General features: G+C 30.8%; 23 protein-coding genes. 2 read left to right on the top strand and 21 right to left on the bottom strand.

Features of this window, described 5'->3' with window-relative positions:
* Positions 1–59 precede the first annotated feature (59 nt).
* From C8N41_RS02745 to C8N41_RS02820, 16 genes are all read right to left on the bottom strand, one after another.
* Positions 60–1,196, bottom strand: a complete 1,137-nt coding sequence (locus tag C8N41_RS02745; protein ID WP_115838127.1) for a glycosyltransferase — start codon at positions 1,194–1,196, stop codon at positions 60–62.
* Positions 1,183–2,409, bottom strand: coding sequence for an O-antigen ligase family protein (locus tag C8N41_RS02750; protein ID WP_115838128.1), 1,227 nt, complete (start codon positions 2,407–2,409; stop codon positions 1,183–1,185). Before C8N41_RS02750 ends, C8N41_RS02745 begins: the two co-directional genes overlap by 14 nt.
* The gene (locus tag C8N41_RS02755; RefSeq protein ID WP_115838129.1) at positions 2,406–3,200 is read right to left on the bottom strand and encodes a glycosyltransferase; all 795 of its coding nucleotides are present in this window, start codon (positions 3,198–3,200) and stop codon (positions 2,406–2,408) included. Before C8N41_RS02755 ends, C8N41_RS02750 begins: the two co-directional genes overlap by 4 nt.
* A complete protein-coding gene (locus C8N41_RS02760) occupies positions 3,193–4,587 on the bottom strand; it encodes an O-antigen ligase family protein (RefSeq protein WP_211318178.1) in 1,395 nt (464 codons plus the stop codon). The genes C8N41_RS02755 and C8N41_RS02760 overlap by 8 nt, the downstream gene beginning before the upstream one ends.
* A 13-nt stretch (positions 4,588–4,600) precedes the next feature.
* The gene (locus C8N41_RS02765; protein WP_115838131.1) at positions 4,601–5,518 is read right to left on the bottom strand and encodes a sulfotransferase family protein; all 918 of its coding nucleotides are present in this window, start codon (positions 5,516–5,518) and stop codon (positions 4,601–4,603) included.
* Positions 5,505–6,833, bottom strand: a complete 1,329-nt coding sequence (locus C8N41_RS02770; RefSeq protein ID WP_115838132.1) for an MATE family efflux transporter — start codon at positions 6,831–6,833, stop codon at positions 5,505–5,507. Before C8N41_RS02770 ends, C8N41_RS02765 begins: the two co-directional genes overlap by 14 nt.
* A gap of 377 nt (positions 6,834–7,210) precedes the next feature.
* Entirely contained in the window at positions 7,211–8,671 is a 1,461-nt protein-coding gene (locus C8N41_RS02775) for a hypothetical protein (RefSeq protein WP_115838133.1), read from the bottom strand.
* A 9-nt stretch (positions 8,672–8,680) separates the two neighbouring features.
* Positions 8,681–10,153, bottom strand: a complete 1,473-nt coding sequence (locus C8N41_RS02780) for an MBOAT family O-acyltransferase (protein ID WP_115838134.1) — start codon at positions 10,151–10,153, stop codon at positions 8,681–8,683.
* A 15-nt stretch (positions 10,154–10,168) separates the two neighbouring features.
* Entirely contained in the window at positions 10,169–11,035 is an 867-nt protein-coding gene (gene rfbD, locus C8N41_RS02785; RefSeq protein WP_115838135.1) for a dTDP-4-dehydrorhamnose reductase, read from the bottom strand.
* Positions 11,032–11,577, bottom strand: coding sequence for a dTDP-4-dehydrorhamnose 3,5-epimerase (gene rfbC, locus C8N41_RS02790; RefSeq protein ID WP_115838136.1), 546 nt, complete (start codon positions 11,575–11,577; stop codon positions 11,032–11,034). The genes rfbD and rfbC overlap by 4 nt, the downstream gene beginning before the upstream one ends.
* A gap of 1 nt (position 11,578) precedes the next feature.
* Positions 11,579–12,442 (bottom strand): glucose-1-phosphate thymidylyltransferase RfbA, encoded by an 864-nt coding sequence (gene rfbA / locus C8N41_RS02795; protein WP_115838137.1) that lies wholly within the window; start codon positions 12,440–12,442, stop codon positions 11,579–11,581.
* Between the two features lies 1 nt (position 12,443).
* The gene (rfbB, locus tag C8N41_RS02800) at positions 12,444–13,469 is read right to left on the bottom strand and encodes a dTDP-glucose 4,6-dehydratase (protein ID WP_115838138.1); all 1,026 of its coding nucleotides are present in this window, start codon (positions 13,467–13,469) and stop codon (positions 12,444–12,446) included.
* Positions 13,462–14,514, bottom strand: a complete 1,053-nt coding sequence (locus C8N41_RS02805; protein WP_115838139.1) for a hypothetical protein — start codon at positions 14,512–14,514, stop codon at positions 13,462–13,464. The genes rfbB and C8N41_RS02805 overlap by 8 nt, the downstream gene beginning before the upstream one ends.
* Before the next feature lie 3 nt (positions 14,515–14,517).
* Positions 14,518–16,209: a DUF6909 family protein gene (locus C8N41_RS02810; RefSeq protein WP_115838140.1), complete on the bottom strand. Its 1,692-nt coding sequence runs from the start codon at positions 16,207–16,209 to the stop codon at positions 14,518–14,520.
* 27 nt (positions 16,210–16,236) lie between these two features.
* Positions 16,237–17,739 carry a GH3 auxin-responsive promoter family protein gene (locus C8N41_RS02815; protein ID WP_115838141.1) on the bottom strand — a complete coding sequence of 501 codons (1,503 nt, stop codon included), beginning with the start codon at positions 17,737–17,739 and terminating at the stop codon, positions 16,237–16,239.
* Positions 17,739–18,608, bottom strand: coding sequence for a M23 family metallopeptidase (locus C8N41_RS02820; protein ID WP_092445900.1), 870 nt, complete (start codon positions 18,606–18,608; stop codon positions 17,739–17,741). The genes C8N41_RS02815 and C8N41_RS02820 overlap by 1 nt, the downstream gene beginning before the upstream one ends.
* 115 nt (positions 18,609–18,723) lie before the next feature.
* On the opposite strand from C8N41_RS02820, the gene C8N41_RS02825 reads away from it, so the two are divergent.
* Positions 18,724–18,906, top strand: coding sequence for a twin-arginine translocase TatA/TatE family subunit (locus tag C8N41_RS02825; RefSeq protein ID WP_092445899.1), 183 nt, complete (start codon positions 18,724–18,726; stop codon positions 18,904–18,906).
* A gap of 102 nt (positions 18,907–19,008) precedes the next feature.
* On the opposite strand, the gene C8N41_RS02830 is transcribed toward C8N41_RS02825, so the two are convergent.
* From C8N41_RS02830 to C8N41_RS02845, 4 genes are read right to left on the bottom strand one after another with little or no spacing between them, the layout of a single operon-like run.
* Complete coding sequence (locus tag C8N41_RS02830; RefSeq protein ID WP_115838142.1) at positions 19,009–19,989, bottom strand: DUF4837 family protein; 981 nt, start codon at positions 19,987–19,989, stop codon at positions 19,009–19,011.
* A gap of 24 nt (positions 19,990–20,013) precedes the next feature.
* On the bottom strand, positions 20,014–21,573 hold the full coding sequence (locus C8N41_RS02835; protein ID WP_115838143.1) for a LysM peptidoglycan-binding domain-containing protein: 1,560 nt from the start codon (positions 21,571–21,573) through the stop codon (positions 20,014–20,016).
* Positions 21,574–21,611: 38 nt separating this feature from the next.
* Positions 21,612–22,580, bottom strand: coding sequence for a hypothetical protein (locus C8N41_RS02840; protein ID WP_115838144.1), 969 nt, complete (start codon positions 22,578–22,580; stop codon positions 21,612–21,614).
* A gap of 9 nt (positions 22,581–22,589) precedes the next feature.
* Positions 22,590–23,777 (bottom strand): phosphoglycerate kinase, encoded by a 1,188-nt coding sequence (locus C8N41_RS02845; RefSeq protein ID WP_115838145.1) that lies wholly within the window; start codon positions 23,775–23,777, stop codon positions 22,590–22,592.
* Positions 23,778–23,843: 66 nt separating this feature from the next.
* Here C8N41_RS02845 and C8N41_RS02850 point away from each other — a divergent pair, with 66 nt between their 5' ends.
* Entirely contained in the window at positions 23,844–25,004 is a 1,161-nt protein-coding gene (locus C8N41_RS02850; RefSeq protein WP_115838146.1) for a DNA polymerase III subunit, read from the top strand.
* Positions 25,005–25,037: 33 nt separating this feature from the next.
* Here the strand turns inward: C8N41_RS02850 and C8N41_RS02855 are convergent, their stop codons facing one another.
* A complete protein-coding gene (locus C8N41_RS02855) occupies positions 25,038–25,601 on the bottom strand; it encodes an OmpH family outer membrane protein (protein WP_115838147.1) in 564 nt (187 codons plus the stop codon).
* Positions 25,602–25,833 lie beyond the last annotated feature (232 nt).

Below are 25,833 nucleotides of genomic sequence, written 5' to 3' on the forward strand. Positions count from 1 at the left end.
CAATTGATGAGCAAATATAAATATTCCGATTGATTTATTTTAGGCTCAGTGCATTATTGTTATTTACGACAGTAACTTAAATATAAATGTTCTAATGCCTTTATATTATTATCTAAATTGAACCTTTCATTAAAAATTTTTTGAGAATTATCTTCAAAATTTAATCGTTTCGAATCGTTTTTAATTAACTCTATTATTCTGTTACTCATTAAGACAACAGCATCTAAGTCTAATAAAAAACCATTTTTTTGATCTGTTACTAAATCTCTATTGCCGTCACAATCCGTTGCCACAATGGCCTTAGATAATGATAAGCTTTCAATAACCGCATATGGTAAGCCTTCGTAACGTGCCGTAGAAATATATAGTTTTGATTTAGAAATGATATGAAATATCTTTTCACGCTCAATCCATTCAATCATGGTTGTGTTAGACTCTAAACCGTACTTTTTAATAAGTCGTTTAACATTTTCGGTATTTGGACTAACGAGTCCCACACCCATAATAACTAGATGAATATCTGGTATTTCTTTTACTATTTCTCGTAAGACTTCGATCATCATTTCAATGTTCTTTTGATACGATGGTCTTCCGACCGTACAAATATATTCAGAGGGAAGGTTGTAACTAGATAAATCACTAAACTTCGGATTGAGTACAACTGGAGAAATACAATTATTAAAAAGTGCTGTTTTCGATCTTTTATATTTTACTTCATTTAATCCTCTTTCTAATTCTGAATTAGATGATGCTAGTAATATTGAATTTCTATTTTTAAGAATGCGCTCTATAAAGACTAAAAAGTGCCGTTTTAGACGATTCTTGGTACTTAAAAAAGAATACGCTTGCGGAGTGTGTAAAACTTTAATTCCATCAATAAAAAAACCTATTGTATTACCTATTAATCCGCCCTTAGCACTATGTGCATGTATTAAGTCTGGTTTTTCTCTTTTTACAATTTTATAAGCCTCAATTATAGATTTAAAATCTTTAACAAAGTGAATATCGCGTTCTATGGGAATTTTATACTCTTTAACAGCTGTATTTGTAGCATCTATAAAGTTAGAACTGTCTTTTGTACCATGTATTACAACATGCTCAAACTTTGAGGCATCCATAGCATTAATTAACACTCTAAGCGAAGTATCTACACCTCCCACAGAGTGTAGAATATGAATAATTTTAATTTTCTTCATTATGACAATTTAAACACCTCACTGCTTCTGGATTTCTAGAGATTAAAATTAATACCATAGCAAACAAATAAACGCCAACCTGTCTATGAAAACAGTTTTCTACAAGAAAGACAAATATAAATGTAAGTATAATGGAGACATTGATTCTATCTTTTCTATTTCGATACAAACTTACTATTAAAAATACAGTAAAAAGAGAGCAACCTATAAAACCTATAGATATTAAAACATCAAAAAATTGATTATGTGTGTTATACTTTGTTTTTAAAAACCATTTTCTTTTAGTAAGGTCTTCAATAGACGTAGAATAACAATTCTCAAGAGCTCTATTTGTTCGTTTAAACGAACCATAACCAAAAACTTTTTCAGTTATAGATTGTTCATTAAATATAGTGTATACACAGCTCCAAATCTCAACTCTAGGTTCCCATTTTTTAAAATTTTCAATAAAAGTGGACTGTTTATTATTATATAAAAATCTATGTTTCAGGTTTTCATTTAACATAAACGAAGCGCTTAACACTACAGAACTTAAAACTATACCTACGAGTAGGATTTTATATTTTCTTAGAATGATTAAATTATAAATTCCGATAAAAACTAGTGAAAGTAGTGCCATACGAGCTGAAACTAACAAAATAAAAAAAACAACCATTATACAGTTAGCGATAAGGAATGCCTTTTTTGTTTTATTTGATGTTCTAATTAAATCAAGTGAAAACACAAAACTAAGCACTGCCATAAGCGCCAAATAAATTCGTTCAGTAATTAAAACCTCAGTAACAATGCCACCTTCCGAAAAATTAAAGTCTGAAGTTTTAAGGATATACCCACAGATATTAAATACAGATATGAGAATGGCGACCAAAACCCCTAAAATAAACGAAAACTTTACATTTAAGTTGATATTTATTGGTAAATAGAGTAAGTAAATAACAATAATTATTAATAACTTTTCAACAATAAATATGTTTTCTATTAAACTTTGAGTCCATAAAATATTAATAATAAGATAGCCAAGAAACGCTAAAAAAGTAATGAAAATAGAATTTTTACATGGTTTAAAATCTGTTTTCTTAATAACAAAAAAATATAGAGAACCAAGTAATATTAATATGATATTAGGCACTACCCTTAATTCTCCTTCTAGTGGTAAAAAGAAAATTAAAAAACAGAATAAATATTCGTAATATTTAATAATGATATTTTTCAAGCCCTAAAAATACGTTTAATATTATGACTTGTTTTTCGAGAAATAAAATAAAGCAAGACGTTTCTTACCAAACCATAAATCGGATAAAAACCAAACCTAAAGTTGTATAATATAACTCTAATTCTGCTTTTTACTTGTAATTTTCTTTTTGTTGATGAAATAGACTTATCATCAATTACATAATTTAAAAGTGCCTCTGGTAAATTTTCAGATTTATAATTGTTTACTATTCTGAAAAAAAACGCATAATCCTCTGCAGCCTTATAGTTTGTAGGATAATATCCTACATTTTTTAAAATCGATTTTCTAAAAACAACAGATGGGTGAACAAACATACTGTTCGTAAACATTTTCTTTTTTATTTCATTATAACTTATAGGGTGTTTTAAAACATAAGATAGTTCTTTATCTGCATTAATGACATTTACCCATGTACCAAGTAAATAAGTGTCCTTATTGGTCTCTAAATACGATATTTGTTTTTTAAACCTATCTTTTATACAAAAATCACCGCTATCTAATCTACCAATATACTCGTAGTCCATGGATTCTATAAGTTCTAATCCTCTGTTTAGAGCAAATTCTATGCCTTTGTTCTCTTCTAAAATGTCTAAAAATATTTTTCCGTGCTGATAAAAATTCTCTAATTCCGATTTTACAGGAACGCTACTTTTACTACCATCATCCACGATTAAAATATCGACATTAATGCTTTCATTAATAGATTTAATTGACAGGATTAAATCTTCAAAATTATTATAATGCGGAATTAAAACTATAATCTTAGTCATTTTTCTCTTTTTTTAGCATAATTAATATTGCCAAGCAAATCCAAAATCCATAAAGTCTAAATGAATCTATTTGCAGCCAATTTAAAAAATAACCAAAGAAACTAATGATTAATGCTATAACAATATAGTTGTATCTTTTAATGGTTTTATAATAGATAAATATCCTCTTAATAATAACATATAAAAAAAGTGAAAAACCTATAAAACCTACGATACCTGTTTCTGTTAGTATCCGTAAATACATATTATATCCTGGTGGAAAAGATTTCACCTCTTCATTTAAATACATGGTTTTAAACTCATAGTTGTGTTTTAATGCCCAATCAGGATAATGATCTAATGCTTGAAACGTTTGCTGTCCCCAACCAGTCCCGAAAACAGGATTTTCCTTAAATACTTGAAAATTCGCATATTGAATACCAAGCCTCGATTTATTAGAAACAGCATTCTCTGATGATTTAAACTCTAAATTATTCGCAAAATTCAAAGCCTCTATTCGTTCTTCAATACTAGAGGCAATTTCTTTTCCCTTAAAAACAACACCTAATACCAAAACAACCATACCTAACATCATGGCTTTAGTGAAAAGTGTTTTAAATTTAGGATACTTATTATACGAATAATACACCCCAAAAACAATCTGAACTATTATAATTACGAATGCTGTTCTTGACTTGGTTAAAAGTGCTAAAAGCACAACCATTAAAAAGGGTAAAAATCTCAATGGTTTTTTTGAAGTAAATATGTAACTAAACATAAACCCAGATATCGTTAATAAATACGAGCTTAATGCAGGAGGTTCAAAAGTAGTAGACGACACCCTTCCTAGTCTAAAATCTAAATAGATATCCACAAACGGCAGATAATCAAATAGTTTTACAACAGGAATTAATTCTTTTAGATTAAAAGTTATAATAATAAACTCTATTATTCCACAACTAAATACGATTATAAAACTTATAAAAAATATTTTTCTTAGCATAAAGAAAAACTTACTTACACCATATTCTCTACATACATTTATAAAGACAATAAAGAAAACAACACTTATCATTAAAAGAGATAACAGCTGCCTTATAAATCTATTTATTCCTGTAGTTTGCTTAAAATAATAATCTAAAATATGGGGTAAGTTAATTATAGTTGCAAGTCCCAACAAGAGACAAAATATTAAGAATAAATTATACTCTAAAGACTTTAATGGTATATATATCTTACCTTTTAATAAACTATAGAATATTAGAAATAAAAATGATATAAGAAAAAATATTGGTGATGAATCTGAGCTATATTCCCCAAGGAACCCAAGCCATTTCGGGATTTGAGAGTTAAACGGAAGAAAAAAAACTCCTAAAACAAAAAAGAAAATGTAGGCTTTTTTAACCATATTCATTTAAAATTTATTTCCAAGTTGATAGATCTCTTCCTAAAAATCTTTCAAGATTATCAATATCCTCTCGGAAAAATGCATCCAATTCATTTTTGGTCTCTTTACTAATTATACTTTCATAATTTGTCTTGGCATTTTTTGTATTTGCATGAATGACAAAAAAGCGCAATTTGGCCCACCTTTCTTCGGAAAGAAAAACTCGTAGAACTTTTCTTATAAAGAAATTTCTAATAGGGCTATCACCAAATCCGATTTTTTGAATCCATTTATTTCTAATCTGCCCTGTATTGTTTAAGGTTCTAAACTCGGGTAAGAACGTATTATTAACGTCTAAAAAACTAAATAAATCTTTTACTACTTTTTCTGGATTTTCAGTTATATCTTCATAAAGTATAATATGTATTTGCTCTCTATTAACAATTTTAAGAAGCTCAGCAATTTGTTTATAATACAAACCGTGAGTTTTATATGTTAGCTCAGATAAAGTTCTAATATCACCCGTTTCAATTCTTTGGTCCTCCATATCGAAAGCCTCCTCAATAGGAAGATCTTCATAATTAAACTTTACTGCATAATTATAAGCAGATATAGCCCTTTCTATTGGATTTCTAAGAATTAATACAAACTTTGAGTCTGGATTAGCAATCTTAATTCTTTCTAAGGCTTCTTTAAAATAAATATAATGTACACTTCCTTGAAATATTATTTTTTCATCATTGTAAACCTCTTCGTAAAAACTAGACAATAAGTCCTTATTACTGTAAAACTCCTTTCTTGTAAAGTATTCATAATCTTTAACAGATAAGGGAGCACAAATTTCTGGGTGTTGTGAAGCCCAATCATATATAGATGTTGTTGCACATTTTTGCGCACCAATTAAAAATGTATTAGGTATTATTTTGTTATTAAAACTATTACTTTGAACCATAAAAAACTGATCTATTAATAAATAATAAAATTTTATCCTTTTTGTAGATATAAATTACACCCGTTATATTCCAAACAATTAAACTAATCGACGTACTTATTGCTGCACCAACCATATCATAAACAGGAATTAGTGTTAAATTTAAAAGCACGTTAATAACTAATGTAACTAAAAGTATTCTCTGAAATACGAGTTGCCTTCCAGTCATGTTCAAATATACTCCAACTGACCCAGAAAAAACATTAATAATTTGACCTAATAAGATTATTATTAAAACATTACTAGAGTCTTGATAATTGTCCCCAAAAAAACTTAATACAAACTTGGGGAAAATCAGTAAAAGTAAGATTAATGGGAGAGTAAGTAGGAAATTTAACTTTATAGATTTGTTCATTAATTCTATCAAATCTCGTTTTTGTTCTGAAAAAAACAATTTAGAAATTAAAGGAGAAATTATGGCATTGATAGACATTAAAACTATGCTTATTAAAAAAGAAACTCTCATAACAACGCCATAGTAAGCCACAATGTGATATTCATAATAATTTTTAAGCATTATAACATCTATACTTTGCATAATTAAAAGTGCCAAAAAACTAATTGTCATTGGTAAGGAAACCGATAAAATTTTCTTATAACTTATTCTAGTCTCTCCAACAGCTTTTTTAGATGTAATTTTTTTTAGTATAATTATAACATTGATACTTGTTATTATAGCCGTGAGGATAAATGTTGCTATAAATAAATCTAAAAAAAGATCTTCCCTATCTAAATAGATTAAGATAATTACCACAACAAACAAAGTTCCAAATCTTAAAATATTTCTATAAAATTCTGATTGTATTAGCTTTTTAAGTCCACGAACAACTTCATAATTTAATAAACTAATGGCATAAAAAAACAATCCAATAAATGCTTTTTCCAAAATCACATTTATTTGAATTTCCTTTAAATATTCAGAAATGAGCGGTTTAATTAAAAGATATATACTAATTAATACAGCACAAGAGATAATTAATATTTTTATTTTCTTTTTATAAATATTTACAACCTCTTGAAACTCGTTCTGAGCATCAAGCATTCCAGAAAACTGTAAAAAAGAACTATTCATACCCAATAAACTAATTGAGCCTAATACGACTAAAATAGAGTTTAGATAATTATATTTACCTACTAAATCTTCTTGGAAGTTGTTGGTTATTAATAAAAGCGTTGTAAAACTCAAAACAACTCCAAATACCCTAATAGAAAGTACTTGAAAACTCTTATTTGCAAGATCGTTATCCTTAAGTCTTTTTAAGATACCTTTAACCATATTAATAATTTTGAATTCTAAAGAGTGTTTTTATTTATAGGTTATTAAGTTTCATAATTTGATGCCTATAATTATTTGTTGAAATGAAGTTTATAAAGGTTCTTATTAAAATGATATGCGAAAGTAATGGAAACTATAAGTATATCCTATTCATTATATCCACTTCCTTTGTTTTAACCAATTGGTTTAGCTTATAAAGAATAGTTTATTTATACTTCTAAAGACTTACATTATGAAGTGTTGTATGCTCTTAATTAGGTTTGTTGCAATAGTTGATAGAATTAAAATCTTTGTTTAAAAAAATATATTAATAACAAAGCTATTAGTACTACAAAAATTAAAGGGTTAAATTAAAACCAGTACTCTTGGTTATAGGTTTACTTTACTACAATCCATTTCCACATATCTTGTACAAATAGTTCTTTGTCAGAACTTTCAATTAAATGAAAAATCTTATACTTACCCTTTTCTAAAAATAGCTTGTTAATGCTAAAGCTATAACCACTTTTTTTATAATCATTGCCATATTTATTGATATTATGATGAGCTACTCTTTCTTTCATTTCCTTACCTGATAAAAAAATAAAATCATCATTTTTTTTTAAGGCTAATAGTTTTTTAGAATGATTTAGATTTATGTCATTTTTATACATCCACCCTTCAATATTAATCATCTTGTCGTGTTCATTAATGATAATTTCATTTTGGTTATTTACCTTAATAATTTTGTTGTTTTTTACTTGATATACTTCACCTAAAAACGTAGAATCTTTTTCAAACTCTGTTTTATTATAAAGCAATTTTTCTGGATAAAGTGGCTCTAAATTAGTAATAGATTTATTCTCTAAATCATATTCATTATTAATATAATTGGCCATTAAATTGCTCGTTTTAATTATCCCCTTATAGTTTAAATGTTGGTTCTGTGATACTTTACCATCCATAACGTAAGTGTAATTTAGACCACCTAATTCACTATTAATATCAAAGAACCGTACATTACTATTATCTTTTTCAATATTCTTCAAGGTAGTCGCTATTTTTTCAAATCCGGGTTTTGTTTTATTATAATACTTATCATAAACAGGAGTTGAAAATAATAGTAATTTAAATTTGTGATCATTTGATAATTCTATAATTTTATTAAGATAAACTTCTTCTTGAGCAGACAAATACATGTCATCATAGTCAAATGTCTTAGACTCAAATTCCTGTATCTTGTGTGATGGTAAAACCCACAATCTTTTATTAAAATTATAATTAAGTTTTTTTCCTTTATGAGATAACTTACTCTCTAGTGATTGAGAAATACTACTTAAATCTGACCAATTTTCATGAAATCTAAAAAAATTGAACATATTATACATCTTGTTGTCTGGATAGATCGAACCAATTTCCTTATACTTCGGCACTCCAAATCGCTTAAAATATTCTCCATTAAATGGGTGAACTAACAATCGGTTATTTGAGTCAAAGAGCGTATTATTTATATTTGTTGGTTCAATTATTGGCCATATCTCTATAGCGACCAATTTAGGTGATTGATTTGTTAAAGCTTCTAATAAATTGTAATATACCTGAACTATATTAATTCCTCCTGCCGATATTTTAATAGAATTAACATTACATTTTGCATCAATTATATAAGTATCAATGCCTTTATTGAGATGAGAACTTCCTAAAAAAAGCACATCAGTTGAATTCTTTTCAGATTGATATAACGAATTAAATGTACTTACATAAGTGTTTTGATTTTTAAGAAAAAAAGAATCTACATACAACAAGAGAGAAAGTAAAATCCCTAAAAATAAAAACACTTTTAAAACTAACTTTTTCATATTTATATTTTAAAACTGAAAATAAATAAACTCTTGAATATTTCTGTCACCATAAATACCAAACACAATTATTGTTAACACAATATTTAAATAAAACAACCATCTAAATACCGTTGATTGATTATTTAGATACGTTATAATATTATGCTTTCTCTGCAGATATTCAAACATAAACAACAATAAAATAGCAATACTAATTATCTTAAACTCATTAGGTTTAAAACCTATTAAATAGGTGTCTTTTTTAAATATATCTCCTAAATTAAAATCATTGAAAAACCCTGACGCTATTTGAAAGGAATCACTTAAAGAATTCGCTCTAAAAAACACCCAGGCAAAACATACAATACTAAAAATAATTAAACCAAAGAAAAGATGATTTGAAAAGTTGTTTTTTAGTAATCCTAATTTATTAAATATGTTTTTTCTTATCTTAAAAGTACCCTTTTCTATCATTAATATTACACCATGGATTGCTCCCCAAATTATAAACGTCAGAGCTGCTCCATGCCACAACCCACTTACTACAAACACAATAAAAATATTAGCATAGGTCCTAAATTTACCTTTTTTATTACCTCCTAAAGGAATATAAAGATAATCTCTAAACCAAGTAGATAACGAAATGTGCCATCGTCTCCAGAACTCAGTTAGTGATTTTGAAATATAAGGGCTGTCAAAATTCTTCATTAAATCAAAGCCCATAGTTCTCCCTAACCCAATGGCAATATCCGAGTACCCAGAAAAATCACAATAAATTTGAAATGCAAAAAGGACTGTAGCATATATGTAACCTACACCTCCATAATCATCCACATTATTATAAACTTGATTAACATAAAGCGCAGCTCTGTCTGCAATAACCATTTTCTTAAACAAGCCAAAAGCCATTAGCAATAGACCAGATTTTACTAACTTGTAGTTGAAGGTATAAGTTTTATAAAATTGCGGTAATAAATGTGAGGCTCTTTCAATAGGACCTGCTACTAATTGAGGAAAAAACGATACAAAAGCACTAAACGCTAAAATATCATGTGTTGGTTTTAATTGTTTTCTGTAAATATCAATAGTATAACTTAATGTTTGAAACGTATAAAAACTGATACCTACAGGTAGAATGATATTTAATGTAGACACTTCTAGTTCATTACCAAATAATCGGAACGAATCTACAAACGATTCTATAAAAAAATTAGTGTATTTAAAATAAACTAGAAACCCTAAATTGACGAACAAACTGACAAGCAACAGCTGTTTTCGTTTTCCCTTATCTTCTACTTTATGCATTTGCTTGCCGACATAAAAATCGACTATTGTACTCACAGCAATTAAAAACAAAAAACGCCAATCCCACCAACCATAAAAAGTGTAACTAGCCACAAGAATCAGAACATTTCTTAACGTGAGATTTCTTGCCACAAGCCAATAGAGTGCAAAAACTATAGGGAAAAATATAGCAAAATCGAGGGAATTGAATAACATATATAAAAATGTGATTTAAACTTTTTGTTTTAAAAGATTAGAATATACTTTTTCTAAACTCACTTTCCAATTAGGTATTTTAATTGATAGTAATCGACTTATTTTATCTGTATTCAAAATGCTATATTTAGGTCGTATTGCTGGTGTTGGGTAATCCTTGGTTTCTATTTTATTGAGCTTTACACTACTTCCGCTAAGTCTGAATATTTCTTTTGCAAATTCATACCAACTGATCTCTCCTTCATTACTATAATGATAAATACCATAGTGAGTTGTTTTCAACTCAATAATTTGTAATATAGCTTCTGCTAAATCCTTAGCATATGTGGGACCACCAACCTGGTCACCAACGACACCCAATTCATCACGTTGCTCAGCTAACCTCAACATCGTTTTTAAAAAATTATTACCATATTCTGAGTACAACCAAGAGGTTCTTATTATAAAATAGTGTTTTAGCGTTTTTAAGATGGCTTGTTCTCCTTTGAGCTTCGTTTTACCATATACACCTAAGGGATTAGTAATATCACCTTCTAAATACGGTACTGTTGCTTTACCATCAAACACAAAATCTGTAGAGACATGAATTAAAGTGACATTAAATTTCTTACAAGATTCTGCTAATAGTTTTGCTCCTATATGATTTACCTTATCTGCTAACTCTATTGCTTCTTCGGCCTTATCTACAGCTGTATAAGCGGCACAATTAATACAATAGTCAAATGAATGTGAACCAAATGCTCCTTCGATTTTAGCTTTGTTTGTAATATCTAATTCAGAAGATGTTTTAAACACAAATTCAATATCAGCATACTGAGGTGCCAAATTTTGAAAACACTGCCCTAATTGACCGTTCTTTGCCGTTACAAGTACACGAATCATAGTTGTGCATCTTTAAATTTAGGCAATAGAATATCTTTATCGGAAAGTATAAATTCTGAACTTGGCAATTGCCAATCGATATTTAGGTCTTCGTCATTGTACAAGATACCAGCCTCTGAGGCTTTATGATAAAAATTATCACACTTATAACTAAAAATAGTTTCATCTTCTAAGACAATAAACCCATGTGCAAAACCTCTTGGAACAAATAATTGTGTTTTATTTGCTTCAGATAGTTCAACAGAAAAGTGTTCACCAAATGTGGTTGAATGTTCTCTTAAATCTACAACAACATCTAAAACCCTGCCTTTTATGACTCTAACTAATTTCGCTTGTGCATATTCTCCTAATTGGTAATGTAAGCCTCTTAATACACCTTTAGAGGATTGCGATTCGTTATCTTGAACAAACTTAACCTCTAAACCCAATGCATTATTAAACTCCTTTTGATTGTAATTCTCAACAAAATAACCGCGTTTGTCTTTAAAAACTTGAGGTTGTACTATAAAGCAGCCTTTTAACGTCGTCTCTATTACATTCATATTATTCAGAAACTAAACTTAATAAGTGCTTACCATAACCACTTTTTGTTAACGGTTTCACCACTTTTATAAATTGTTTTTTATCAATATATCCCATTCTGTATGCTGCTTCTTCAATAGACCCTATTTTTAAGCCTTGACGCTCTTCTATAACTTGTACAAATTGTGAAGCCTGCATTAAAGATTTAAACGTGCCTGTGTCTAACCAAGCTGTTCCTTTATCTAGTACACTTACCTTTAATTTTCCTTGACTTAAATAGGCTTTATTAACATCCGTTATCTCTAACTCACCGCGTTTACTTGGCTTAATATTTTTAGCGATGTCTACTACTGAGTTATCATAGAAATAAATTCCGGGAACAGCATAATTAGATTTAGGATGTTTGGGTTTTTCTTCTATAGACACTGCATTATCATCCTTATCAAACTCAACAACACCATAACGCTCTGGATCGTGCACGTGATAAGCATATACAATACCTCCATCTGGATCGTTATTTTGTTGTAATAATTCAGCTAAACCTGTACCGTAAAAAATATTGTCTCCCAGTATTAACGCCACCTTATCGTTATCAATAAAATCTTCTCCGATTATAAAGGCTTGTGCTAAACCATTTGGCTCTTCTTGTACAGCATATTCAAAGTTACAGCCAAACTGTTTACCATCTCCTAGCAATTTTTTGAATAAAGGCAAATCTTGAGGTGTCGAAATAATCAAAATATCCTTAATTCCAGCCCACATTAAAGTCGATAAAGGATAATAAATCATCGGTTTATCATAGATAGGCATTAACTGCTTACTGACCGCCAAAGTTAATGGGTGCAATCTTGTACCAGATCCACCAGCAAGTATAATTCCTTTCATATTAACTATTATATTTATTGAGGTACCAGTTTATCGTTTTCAATATACCAGATTCAAAATTCTCATTGGCTTTCCAACCTAGTTCGTTTTCTAATTTTGAAGCGTCTATAGCGTATCTAAAATCATGTCCAGGTCTATCTTTAACAAAAGTTATTAAATCGGCATAAGAACTCGAGTTTTCTCTAGGCTTTATCTCATCTAATATTTCGCAAATTTTATGAACGATATATAAATTATCGCGTTCATTCTTACCTCCAACATTGTAAGTCTCTCCAGCAGTTCCGTATTTAAATGCTAAACCAATACCCTTACAATGATCTTCTACATATAGCCAATCTCTAATATTCTTTCCATCTCCATAGATAGGAATAGGCTCATTACGTATAGCCTTTCTTATTATAGTTGGAATCAGTTTTTCATCGTGCTGTTTTGGGCCATAATTATTACTGCAATTGGTAGTAACCACATTCATGCCATAAGTATGAAAATAACTTCTTACGATAAAGTCTGATGATGCTTTTGATGCGCTGTAAGGACTATTAGGTGCATAAGGAGTAGTTTCAGTAAATAGACCTATTTTACCTAATGTTCCATAAACCTCATCGGTAGATATATGATGAAATCTATTATTCTCGCAACCGTCTTTAAATTTAAACGGAGCCTCCATCCAATTTTTCTTTGCGATGTCTAATAGGTTAAATGTGCCGTTAACATTTGTTTTTATAAAAGCATCTGGATTTTTAATAGAGTTATCTACATGAGATTCTGCAGCAAAATGTATCACTCCAGAAAAGTTATAAATATTAAAAAGTTCATTTACCAGCTCTGAGTCACAAATATCTCCTTGAACAAACGTATAATTAGCATTGTTTTCAATTTCCTTTAAATTAGAAAGCTCACCTGCATATGTGAGCTTATCTAAATTAACAACTTTAATATCTTTATTGTTTTCTAAAAAATAAACTATAAAATTTGACCCTATAAAACCTGCTCCACCAGTAATTAATACAGATTGTGTTTTATTCATAATCTTTTATAAATTTAAATACTCTGATGACCATAAAGCCTAGAATAAATAGTAAAATGGCTAAAATTGGAAATATAACATAGTAACGTGTATGCAGTTTTTTATCTTCAACACCCAATTTATCAAAAGGTGAAACAATATCAAAATAAGTATCTTTTTCAGCAACCTTCTTATTTAAATAATTAAGGTTTCTTCTAATTTCTTGTTCTTTCAAAAACAAATCATACTCCTTAGTTATTGAATTTTCTTCTTGAAGAGGGAGTCCTGTGTTTATTCCAAACGATAAATCTTTCTTTTTAGATTCGTTCATTAAGACTTCCAGATATGTTTTTTGAATACTATCTAAACGCGATAATTCTGTTGTTAACGTTAATCTTTCAATGTCTGCTAAAGTGTCTCTAATTCGTTTTTGTCGCTTTGAAAAATCATTTTCAAATGTTTTTCTAAATCCTTCATCAAGCTTCAAAAATATATCTTGCTTATTTGCTTTTGCAGTAATAGTATAAATACTACCAGATAACAAATCTCTATTACTAACATACTCTTCATATTCTAATTGATCTACTAATGAGGTGTCAATAGATTTTAAATAAGTGTCGTACTCTACAAACAAATCATTCTGTGTTACAGGGCCAGCATCTAACTCAAAACCCTTTAATTTACTTGTGTATGCACTATCTAATTCAAAGATCTCTGACAACTCCGCAATATTATTCGATTTAATTAAAGCATTAAAATAATCGATACTACTAACTAATTCATATTTAGAATCGAAATGCGCTTCAACAATCATTTTGGAGGCATACATAGGACCTGATTTTTTATCTAAAATAAAACCAAGTATAATTGCTATTAAGAGACCTACTGCAACGAATTTAAAATAAACTATTAGTGGCTTTATAGTGTATATAATAGCCGAAAAAATCCCCTTAAAGATACGACCAATAAAAGCAAAGAATTTTTCAAATACTCTACCGATTGCATTAAATAATTGCCCTAAATCAACCTCTTCATTGTCGGGTTGTTGTGGTAATTTCTCACTCATTGTTTATGAATTAAATATTTGTTCTAGTATTTTTTTTGTAATAACATATGTTGGTTTCACTCCAGAAGTACCTAAACCTCCAGAGGCTAATGTACCTCCTGTTTCTAAAGGATTATCACTGGCATAATACGCATATCTTACTTTAACATCTTCGTTTATGCTACCTCTAACTCTAGAGGCTGCTTGTATGGCTTTTTGATAATGCGCTCCTTCCATTTCTAAACCAATAACATTCCATGTCGATTTTTTAAAGAATTTTAAAATTTCTTTATTTTGAAGCGATGTCCCTAAAACGGTCACCATAGTCCCTTCGTAAACAGACACACCACAGTCGGTTAAATCTTTTTTGCTCAGCTCATTTTTAAAAGGGTAGTTATCTGCTGTACCTTCAAAAATATGTGCTGTAGGAATCATAACATCTCCCTTACCTCCTTCTAAGATGCCAGCTTTACCCATAATAGAGATCGATTTTACGTCTAAATGAACCGATTTACCATCTACATTTATAGGTTTTAAAAATTCATCTAAAGTTTCATAAGCCTGCTCTCCAAAAGCATAATCCATGACAAAAATAACAGCTTTATTTTCCTTAACTTCTTCTAAATATTTAAATTCAGTTTTAGAAAAATCAATTTTAGCCGTGTCAAAAATCTGAATATCTATATTCGTTCCTGAGGTGTCTTTGATTTGAATCATTCCATTTTGTACAGCTAGCTTTTCAACTTTACTACGTAGGTCTGAGTTTTTGGAATCACTTAACGCCTCATAAGTTTCAAAAATATCTTTTTTAGCATTAGCACCTTTAAGCGCTCCTTTAGCAAATAAAGAGTTCATAACACTATGCATATTAGCACTGATAATATGAATCGGACGCTCTAACAAACCATGTTTATGTAATTCAGATTTTATAGTATCTGCCCAAACCTCACCATGTATATGGTGCCCTAAACGCTCTCTTAAGACAGGGCTAAAAGTAATGGTACGTTTAGAGTTATTAATGGTTTCTTCTATTGCCAATTTTCCTAACCAATATACAATATGGAGTAAGCGCTCTGGCTGCCCTTCAATTGCAAATTTAGGATAGGCCTCAGTAAGTTCGTTAAATGTTCTTCCTAAAATATTAGCCGTATGCGTAATGGCTATTTCGCGTTCTTTTTGTGTTAACTTTTTTGTAGAAAGTACAGCGCTCTCTAATTTTTGCCAGTCTCTAACCGTAGAACCATCTTCACTAATTATAACGCGTTTGCTTATTTTATGAGACTCTACAAACAGAAATGTAAGGTGTGTTAATATATCGTAAATCTCTGAGCGACCTCTAGTGATTTCAATATTCATTTGTTCATCGTCAATACGATAACAATTACGTCTTCGTTTTGGAGGAATTATAGCTTTAAAGTGTGAATTGCCATAACCTTCATCACTGGTGAGGTTTATAAACGTACATTCTTCTATTCCTTGAGGTAAACGATCTACAACATAAAGCAACCCTTCCAATTCTGCTTTTTCTTCTCCGATAGAACCATAGATTTCTGGTCGTAATAACAATAACGCTTCTCGTAAGGTTTCTCCCGAAACTCCCATAGGCTTATAAAACCCACGATTGAAGAGGTGTCTCATCGTTATATACATGCGTTCTATAGCGCTAGAACTCTCTTGAGCTCTCGTTCTTCCTTGTTTCTTTTTGTTCGTAATCATATCTTAATTTGACCTACAAATATAGGTTTATTTGGTTAATTTAAGTTGGTGCATACTATCTGCAATTTTTCTATCATTAGAAAGTCGTGGAATTTTATTTTGACCACCCAATTTCCCTATAGATTTCATATAGGTTTGAAATCCATCTTTCTTAATTTTTGTAATTTTTAACGGTCTCAGTACTTTACCTTCGATTAAATCTAAATAATAACTATTTTGTTGCTGTAAAGACTGATCTAGAGCTTCAATAAGTGTGGCTTCATCGTCAGGTTCGTTTTCAAATTCAATTAACCATTCGTGATACGGTAAGCCTTCTTCCGGACTTATTTGAGGAGCCACCGTAAACTCATTTACAGAAATTGATGTTTTGGCGGTAGCATCCTTTAAGGCTTGCTCTACTTCTTTTCCGATAACGTGCTCTCCAAAGGCAGAAATAAAATGTTTTATGCGTCCGCTTACAATCACTCTATAAGGTTTTAATGATGTAAACTCTACTGTATCGCCAATATTGTATGCCCAAAGGCCAGCGGTTGTAGAAATAATCATGACGTAATTTACGCTTAACTTTACATCGGCAATGGTGATCCGTTTAGGGTTCTCATCAAAAAAATGTTCGGCTTCAATAAACTCGTAAAATATACCCGAATTTAACTGAAGTAACATCCCTCGCTCTTGCTGTTTATCTTGATAGGCAAAAAAGCCTTCACTAGCCGGATACAATTCTATACTATCTACTTTTCTCCCAATTAGGTTTTCGAACTTAGCTCGGTAAGGCTCGTAATTAACACCACCAAAAATAAATAAGTTGAAATTTTTAAATAGTTCTCCTACTGGTTTTCCAGACTTTTCAATAAGTTTTTCAAAGTACATTTGTACCCAAGATGGAATCCCAGAAATGATACTCATGTCTTCATTTATAGTTTCGTCTACCACAGCTTCAACCTTTGTTTCCCAATCCTCTATACAGTTGGTCTCTAAACTTGGTAATCTATTTTTTTGAAGATATTTAGGGACATAATGGGCTACAATTCCCGATAGCCTCCCTAACTTAATACCGTTCTTTTCTTCTAAAATGGGACTGCCTTGAAGGAAAATCATTTTGCCATCTACAAATTTTGAATGTCCTGTTTCATAGATATACATTAAAATCGAATTTCTGGCTGCTTCAATATGTGTTGGCATGCTTTCTTTTGTAATAGGAATATATTTTGCACCAGAAGTCGTCCCAGAGGTTTTAGCAAAATACAATGGTTTGCCTTTCCAAAGAATATCTTCTTCACCTGCGACAACGCGTTCTACGTAAGGTTTTAATTCTTCGTAGTCCCTTATAGGCACGTTCTTTTTAAACTCGGCATACGTCGTTATGCTCTCAAAATTATGATCTTTACCAAATGCTGTATGCTTGGCTTTAGATATTAAATTTTCGAAAACTTTTTGTTGTGTTTCAACAGGTCTCGTAGACCATTTTTGAATCCGTTTTGCCACATATTTAGCAAACGGTTTAGAAAGTGCAGCTTTAAATGAAGGCATTATTCAAAATTGATAAAATTAGTTGGATCTACAGCATATCCCTTACTCCATAACTCGAAATGAAGATGTGGTCCTGTGGTGAGCTCTCCTGCATTACCAGACATGGCAATGACTTCACCCGACTGTACAACATCTCCTTGAGATTTAGTAATAGCTGAATTGTGTTTATAAACCGAAATCAATTCTCTGTTGTGCTCAATAATTACAACATAACCTGTTTCTACGGTCCATTCTGCAAATATTATGGTACCATCTGCAGTTGCTTTTACTGGTGTATTTACAGGTATAACAACATCTACAGCATAATGTTTTTCTTCTAAATTATAGCCTTCGGAAATAGTACCGTTTACTGGTGGAAATAAAATATAACTAGAATCATCACCAGCAACTTCAAACAAATTGTATTTATCTTCCTTTGCTACTTTTTCTCGTAAAAGTGAATCCTCTTTATTTGTAGGTACCTGTAAAATATCTAAATCATTTTTAGCAGCTTCTATAACGGAATCTCTATCAAAATCTAACGTAGCTACATCACCTGTGAGTACTTTTCTTATAGATGCGTAATACCGTTTATTTAATTCTAATTCTTGTACTAAAGAATCTGTTTTATAATTTAGCATGGTAGCCTTCTTTTTTAATTTGGCTGAAGAATACCCAGGAATATATTCTCTCAATGGAGTAAATGCAATTAATAATACCGTAAAAAACACTAATGAAATAGCTGAGAGTGATGACAAAATAAAAACGTTTAATCGCGTTAATTTAATAGCAAAACGTTCTTCAAAAGTATCTTCATTTAAAATGACCAAACGGTACTTATGAAGTAACTTTTTTGTAAATTTTTTCTCTTTTATTTTCTTCTTTGCCATCAAAACAAAATTAATTAAAATACTGAAATAGTATCATGATAAAGTCTTAAAGTTGCTATAACAACGCTATTATTAAACTATAATTACTTAACTTTGCAGTCTAAATTAAAAAATTATGAATTTAAGCATTATACCTTTATTCGTTGGTCCATGGCAGTGGGTTATTATTGGTCTTGCAATTCTTTTATTATTTGGTGGTAAAAAAATTCCGGAATTAATGAAGGGATTAGGAAGCGGTATTAAAGAATTTAAGGACGCAAGCAAAGACGAATCTGCTGACAATAAAGAGAATAATTAAGTAGAAACAATGGATTAGATTCCATTGCACATAATAAAAAAGGTCATCTAAAATATAATTATTTAGATGACCTTTTTTGATATATCGGATAATTAAAAAAAACTACTTTATAGTAATAGATTTAATAATAGATTCTAATTCAAAAATATAATCTCGTTTTTCTAAAGAAGGTGCATATACATACCCATCTGCAATTAAGTAACGATTGTTTATTTTATCTTCTATTGCATACGTTATAAATGGACCTGCCATGGTATAACCTTTCATTTCCCACATACCTCTTATTTCGTATGCAGGTTTGTTGTCTATTATAGTTTTAAACATAGATGGAGCATAAGCATCTTCTACAGCCATATAAATACCATCTTCACCTGGAATTTTAGATTTTGTAATCTCATCTCTCATTTTCACGATATCTACAATAGTGCTGTCTCCTTTAGAAATAGTTTCTAATGGTACTTCATAAAACATTAACTCCATCGTCTTAGAATTAGAAAGGTTTTTACGAACCCAGAAAAAATCTTCGTCAGCTTTACTAATTCTATACACTGAAGGGATATGTATTGTAATACCCAATTTATTTTCCATTTGTTTATCCTCTAACAACGACAAATCGATACGACGTTGCTTTTCTTTCACTTCTTCTTTTGTAAAAGCATCAATAATTTTATCCTTATTTTCTTCTAATTGAGCGATAATCTCTTTATCCGTTTTACCACCAACAACAGCAACGGTCTGTGGCTTAGCAAAGGCGTCTGTGACAATTTTTGTTGTAGCTTCAATATCTCCTTTTTCAATTTTAAGTACAATTCTACTTCTTGCAGCAAAGCCATCGAATACTTGAGTAGGGATTTGCCTCATATTAAACAATGGTTCTTCAGTAGGTAAGCCGTCTAATGGAGCTGCAAAAATATCTCGCACGCGTTCTCCTACTCCTCCTTCCCAGACTAGATTATCTGCGACAACAGAAATGGAATTTAAATTTCCGTTTGAAGCTGGTAGATAGATGGATTTATCGGCTTCTTTTTTATCTCCACATGCTAATAACAACACACAAATCAATACAGTATATAGCGCTTTCATAAATTTATAATTTTTGTTGGTTTATTATTTAGACACAATAAGCGTCATTCCAATTTTTAGTTTATTACCACTAATATCGTTCCAATCTTTAATATTTTGAACTGAAACTCCAGAAAACTTTTGAGAGATGGTCCAAAGAGAATCTCCAGACTTTACTGTGTAGGTTTGTTTTCCAGCGCTATTCACCACTTTTTTTACAGGTGTAGAAGGACTAGATCCACCATGTGTTCTAGGATAAATCGTTAAGCGTTGACCGATACTAAGGTTATTACTTCTTAGGTTATTCCATCGTTTTAATTGGCTTACTCTCACTCCATATTTCCTAGCTATTTTACCAAGATAATCACCACTTCTTACACGATACCTAATTTTAGTATCGTCACTAACTAGCTTCGGCAAAGGTTTTTCTCGCTTATTAAATTCCGTATTTGCATATTCGTAAATCTTATCTTCATGAGTTACAAACTTACCAATGGCTTCACGAGGTAATCTTAAAGCATACGTTTTACCTTTAACCTTAGGAATAATGTCTAATTTATATGATGGATTTAAAAACTGTAATTCTTCAATTTTAATGCCTGTTACTTCAGAAACATGATGTAACGAAATCATTTGTTTTACATGCACAGTATCGGTTTGTATCAATTGAAAAGGAGGACGCTCTGGTTTAAACCCATGTTCTTTTGCGTATTCAAAAATGTACATTGTGGCCAAAAAAGCAGGCACATAACCTGCTGTTTCTCTTGGTAAATTATGTCTAATATTCCAGTAATTTTTAGAACCTCCAGACCTTCTAATCGCTTTATTAACATTACCTGGACCAGAATTATAAGCAGCTAAGGCTAAATCCCAATCGTTAAAAATACGATATACTCTATTTAAGTATTCTGCTGCTGCAGTCGTAGATTTTATAGGATCACTTCTATCATCGACATAACTACTAACACTGAGTTTGTGCTCTTTTCCGGTGCCATACATAAATTGCCAAATTCCTGTTGCACCCACTCTAGAACGTGCTCTTGGTTTTAATGCCGATTCTACAATCGCTAAATATTTCATCTCTAAAGGAATGTTATGTTTGTCAAATTCTTGCTCAAACATTGGAAAATAGAAATGGCTTAAACCCATTAAACGCTCTAAAGAATTCCGTCTATGCTTAAGATAATTTTTAATCACATTTTCTAAAGACGCGTTATATTCTACATTAAACGGTGTTCTAGTATTAAGTCTTTCTAACCGCGCTTTTAATGTGTCGGTAGAAAGTTCTGGGTAATCTACAGGTTCATAGTTTAGCTCTGTAACAGATTTATAGATGGTATCGAAAAGCGAATTGCTATACAACTCATCGAGCCATTTTTTATCGAGCTCTGCGACCTCAGGCAAATCTGTAAGACTTTTAATATCAACTGAATCTATTATAGCTTCAATCTTATTTTCAGATTTAAAAAGTTTACCATCTAAAACTGTATCTTTTGAAGAAACGACGTCCGATGATTTTTTTACAATACTATCATTAGTGTTTTGTGCATATGCATTGACACCAAAAACAATTGTAAAAAAACATAATATTATGTATCGTAACATATTAAAACAGCATTAGTTAAGCTTTATAAAATAAAGTGTTAATTGGGTGTAAAATAAAAAATTGGTGAATTTCTGGAGTGAGGTTCTCCTTCTATTCCTTCCTTTATCAACTCACCAGTAGTGGTATTTATTGTGCCCACTTCTTCTCTAGCATCTCCTTCTACAAAATATTCAAAGGCATTATCATTAGCATCATAACCAATAGATGCACGACCTACAAATGAATAACGATCTGTATTATTAGAGATAATATTTCCTTGAATATCTGTTAAATACTCATGAACTTCAAAACCAGATTCTCTTCTTCCTATTAAAAATTGATCTTGTTCATTTCCAAAACTACCAAAATAATTATAGTTAAAACTGGTGTGTTCTCCTATTAAATTAAGCGTACTCAAATCAATAATACTCGTTTTCTTACTAGAAGAATTAAACACATCTTGAATAAACACTAGCTTATTAGAAGCCTGTAAATAATCAATTCCTTCTACACCAAAGTTAACAAAATCAAAGGTGGTTGTTAAGTTATGCGTTTCAACCAATGATCCATTTTCGTAAGTTTTTAAAAGGATATTGTAATCGTCTTCCGTTACTATAAAATGATATCTATTTTCAGATTCCATCATGGCTCCAGACATTAAATAATCGTCTGAATTGTAATTGATATCTACAGATGTAACCGAATAGTAATAATCTCTCGTTTCAAAAAGCTCTTGCAAATTAATATGATGCAATTTAAAACCCGAATAAAAATCACTCCGTGCAATAAAATACAGAGAATTAGTGGATGCATCGTGATAATAACCTAATATACTTAAATAATAGTCTATAGAAAAGCTTTCAAAAATGACTTTATTCGTTTGATCTCCAATAAATACAACATCTCCTTCATAATTAAATAGAACTTTATACCTTGAATCTACCGCTTCGGAGTTTCCATCATCACTGCCAGAACAACCCAACAAGGTCATTATGGCAGCAATAATTAAAACTTTAGATATTCTCATGGTTCTTTATTAATTCAAAATCGCAGCAATACCTGGTAAGGTTTTACCTTCAAGACTTTCTAACATAGCTCCACCGCCTGTACTGACGTAACTTACCTTATTTTCAAAACCAAATTGTTTTACCGCAGCAACAGAATCACCACCACCAACTAAAGAAAATGCTCCGTTTTTGGTTGCATTTGCAATAGAATCACCAAGAGCAATGGTTCCTTTAGAAAAGGTTTCTAATTCAAAAACACCTAAAGGACCATTCCAAAGTATGGTTTTAGACTGATTTACAACTTCATCAAAATTTTCTCTCGATTTCGGACCAGCATCCAATCCTTGCCATCCATCAGGAATTTCAGTGACATCGCATACTTGCGTGTTAGCATCATTACTAAATGCATCTGCTGCAATGACGTCTACAGGTAAATGAATTTTAACACCTTTAGCTTCAGCTTGTTTTAAAATATCTAAGGCCAATTCCATTTTGTCATCTTCACAAATAGAATCTCCTATTTTTCCACCTTTAGCTTTTATAAACGTAAAAGTCATTCCACCTCCAATAATTAAGTGGTCTACCTTATCTAATATGTTTTCTATCACCGTAATTTTAGAAGACACTTTAGCGCCACCAAGTACTGCTAACACGGGTTTTTCACCATCTTCTAAAACCTTTTTAATACTTTCAATTTCTTGAGCTAATAGGTTTCCAAAACATTTATGCTCAGGGAAAAACTCAGCCACAATGGTTGTAGAAGCATGCGCTCTATGAGCAGTACCAAAGGCATCGTTAACATATATATCTCCTAATTTTGACAACTGCTCTGCAAAATCTTTATCTCCTTGCTTTTCTTCTTCATGAAAACGTAAATTTTCTAGCAATAATATTTCACCAGGTTGCAAGGCATTAGCTTTTTCTTCTGCCTCTGCTCCTACACAATTACTTGCAAATTTTACTTCAACTCCTAATACATCTTCAATTTTTGGAATGATATGTTTCAGTGAAAATTCATCTTGAACACCTTTTGGGCGACCTAAGTGCGACATTAAAACACAACTTCCGCCATCTTCTAAAATTTTAATAATTGTCGGTTTTGCAGAAACTATTCTTGTCGCATCAGTAACCTGAAAATCATCATTTAAGGGCACATTAAAGTCTACGCGTATTAATGCTCTTTTATCTTGAAAGTTAAAATCGTTAAGTGTCTTCATATTTATTGAGTTTTGAAACACAAATATAAAGATTAGAAACAGAATTTTTTTATATAGTTTTGCTTTATGCAATTTTCTAAAGTTTTAGGTCAAAAACACATAAAAAATCACCTCACTACAAGTGTAGATGCAGGTAGAATTGCCCATGCGCAATTATTTGTAGGTCCTGAGGGTTCTGGCACACTTCCCATGGCATTGGCATACGCACAATACATATTATGCGGCAATACAAATGGTGAAAATAGAGGAGGAAATGAATCTTGTAACATAAAGTTTCAGAATTTTTCGCATCCAGACTTACACTTCGCCTTCCCTGTAACCACTAGTGATAAAGTAAAAAGTAAGCCTGTTTCTAAATACTATTTAGAAGAATGGAGACAACTTTTAGACCAACAACCTTACGGAAATCTTTTTGATTGGTATAAGCTTCTAGGTGTGGATAATAAACAAGGACAGATAGGTGTCGATGAAGCTCTTGATATCGTAAAATCTTTAACTTTAAAATCTTATGAAGGAGGTTATAAGGTGATGATTATATGGATGGCTGAAAAATTAAATACCCAAGCCGCAAATAAGCTCCTAAAACTTATAGAAGAGCCACCGGAAAAAACAATCTTTATTCTTATAGCTGAAGACGAAGAACAGATTATTAACACCATTCGTTCACGATGTCAGATTCTACATTTTCCACCGCTTGCAGAAGAAGCTATTTCTGAAGCTTTAATTAAAAATTATCATATTGAGCAGTCTGTAGCAATTAAAATTGCGCATCAATCTAATGGTAATTATAATAAAGCCTGCGACCTCATTTACCACGATAGTGAAGACATTCAGTTTGAAAAATGGTTTGTTTTCTGGATCCGATCCGCCTTTAAAGCCAGAGGTAATAAAGCAGCTATTCACGATTTAATATCATGGTCTGAAGACATCGCTAAAACGGGAAGAGAAACGCAAAAAAAGTTTCTTAACTTCTGTTTAGATTACTTTAGACAAGCATTATTACTCAACTATAAAGCCGATAGCTTAGTATATTTAGAACCAAAATCTGAAGATTTCAAACTCGAAAAATTTGCTCCTTTTGTTCATGATTCTAATATTTTAGACATCTCAAATGAAATACAAGATGCTATTTATCATATAGAACGTAACGGAAATTCTAAGATTATTCTTACAGATTTATCGATTAAGTTAACTCGTTTATTGCATAAAAAAAGCCAAGCATCTTAGGCTTGGCTTATTATAAAAACGAGATAAAAGTTACTATTTTTCGGTTGTAGTGTCTACAGCTTTTTCACTAGAATTAGCTTCATCTTTTTCACCGTAAGCAGCGTTAAGCGCAGTAGTTACTTCTTCAGTAATATCTTTGGTTTCATCACCATAAACTACACTTCCGGCCTGATTCTTTCCTAATATAAACGTGTATCCGTTCTTTTTACCGTAATCTTCAACAAAAGCATTAAATTTTGAAAGCACAGAATCGATCTCAGTTTTATACATCTGATCCATTTGCTGTTGTTGCATTTGCATTTGTTGTTGTACAGGTTGCCATTTTTGAGAAAATGCTTGAGATTCCTCTTGTTGTTTTTGAGGAGACAATGTACTTAAACGTTGTTGAATTGATTGCATTTCCATTTGATATACACGCGCAATACTATCTCTTTGTTTAGTGAAGGCTTCATCTTGAGCCTTAAACTTATCTTCAATATCTATTTTCATTTGATATGCGTTGATAATTTCACCATTATCAATAAATCCAATTTTTTCTTGCTCTTGACAAGATGCCGCAGAAATTAAAATCGCTACGCTTAAAATTATTTTTTTCATGTTTTTTTATTTTGTTTAAATAATTGTTGAGCTTTAAAAGCCCTTTGTGATTACATTTTTAATTAAGTTGTGCAAATGTATAAAAGTTAGATTGTGATTTACCTAATTTTTAAACTATTGATAATTTCAATTAAATATAATTCGGTTATTTTTATAATCTATTAAAAATAGCTTTAAATAAAGCGATTTAAGCGTAGTTCTAAGATTTTACTTAGTTTGGGTTAATTCGAAT

The organism is Winogradskyella sediminis, from assembly GCF_003387355.1.
In the GTDB taxonomy this organism is placed as follows: Bacteria; Bacteroidota; Bacteroidia; order Flavobacteriales; family Flavobacteriaceae; genus Winogradskyella; species Winogradskyella sediminis.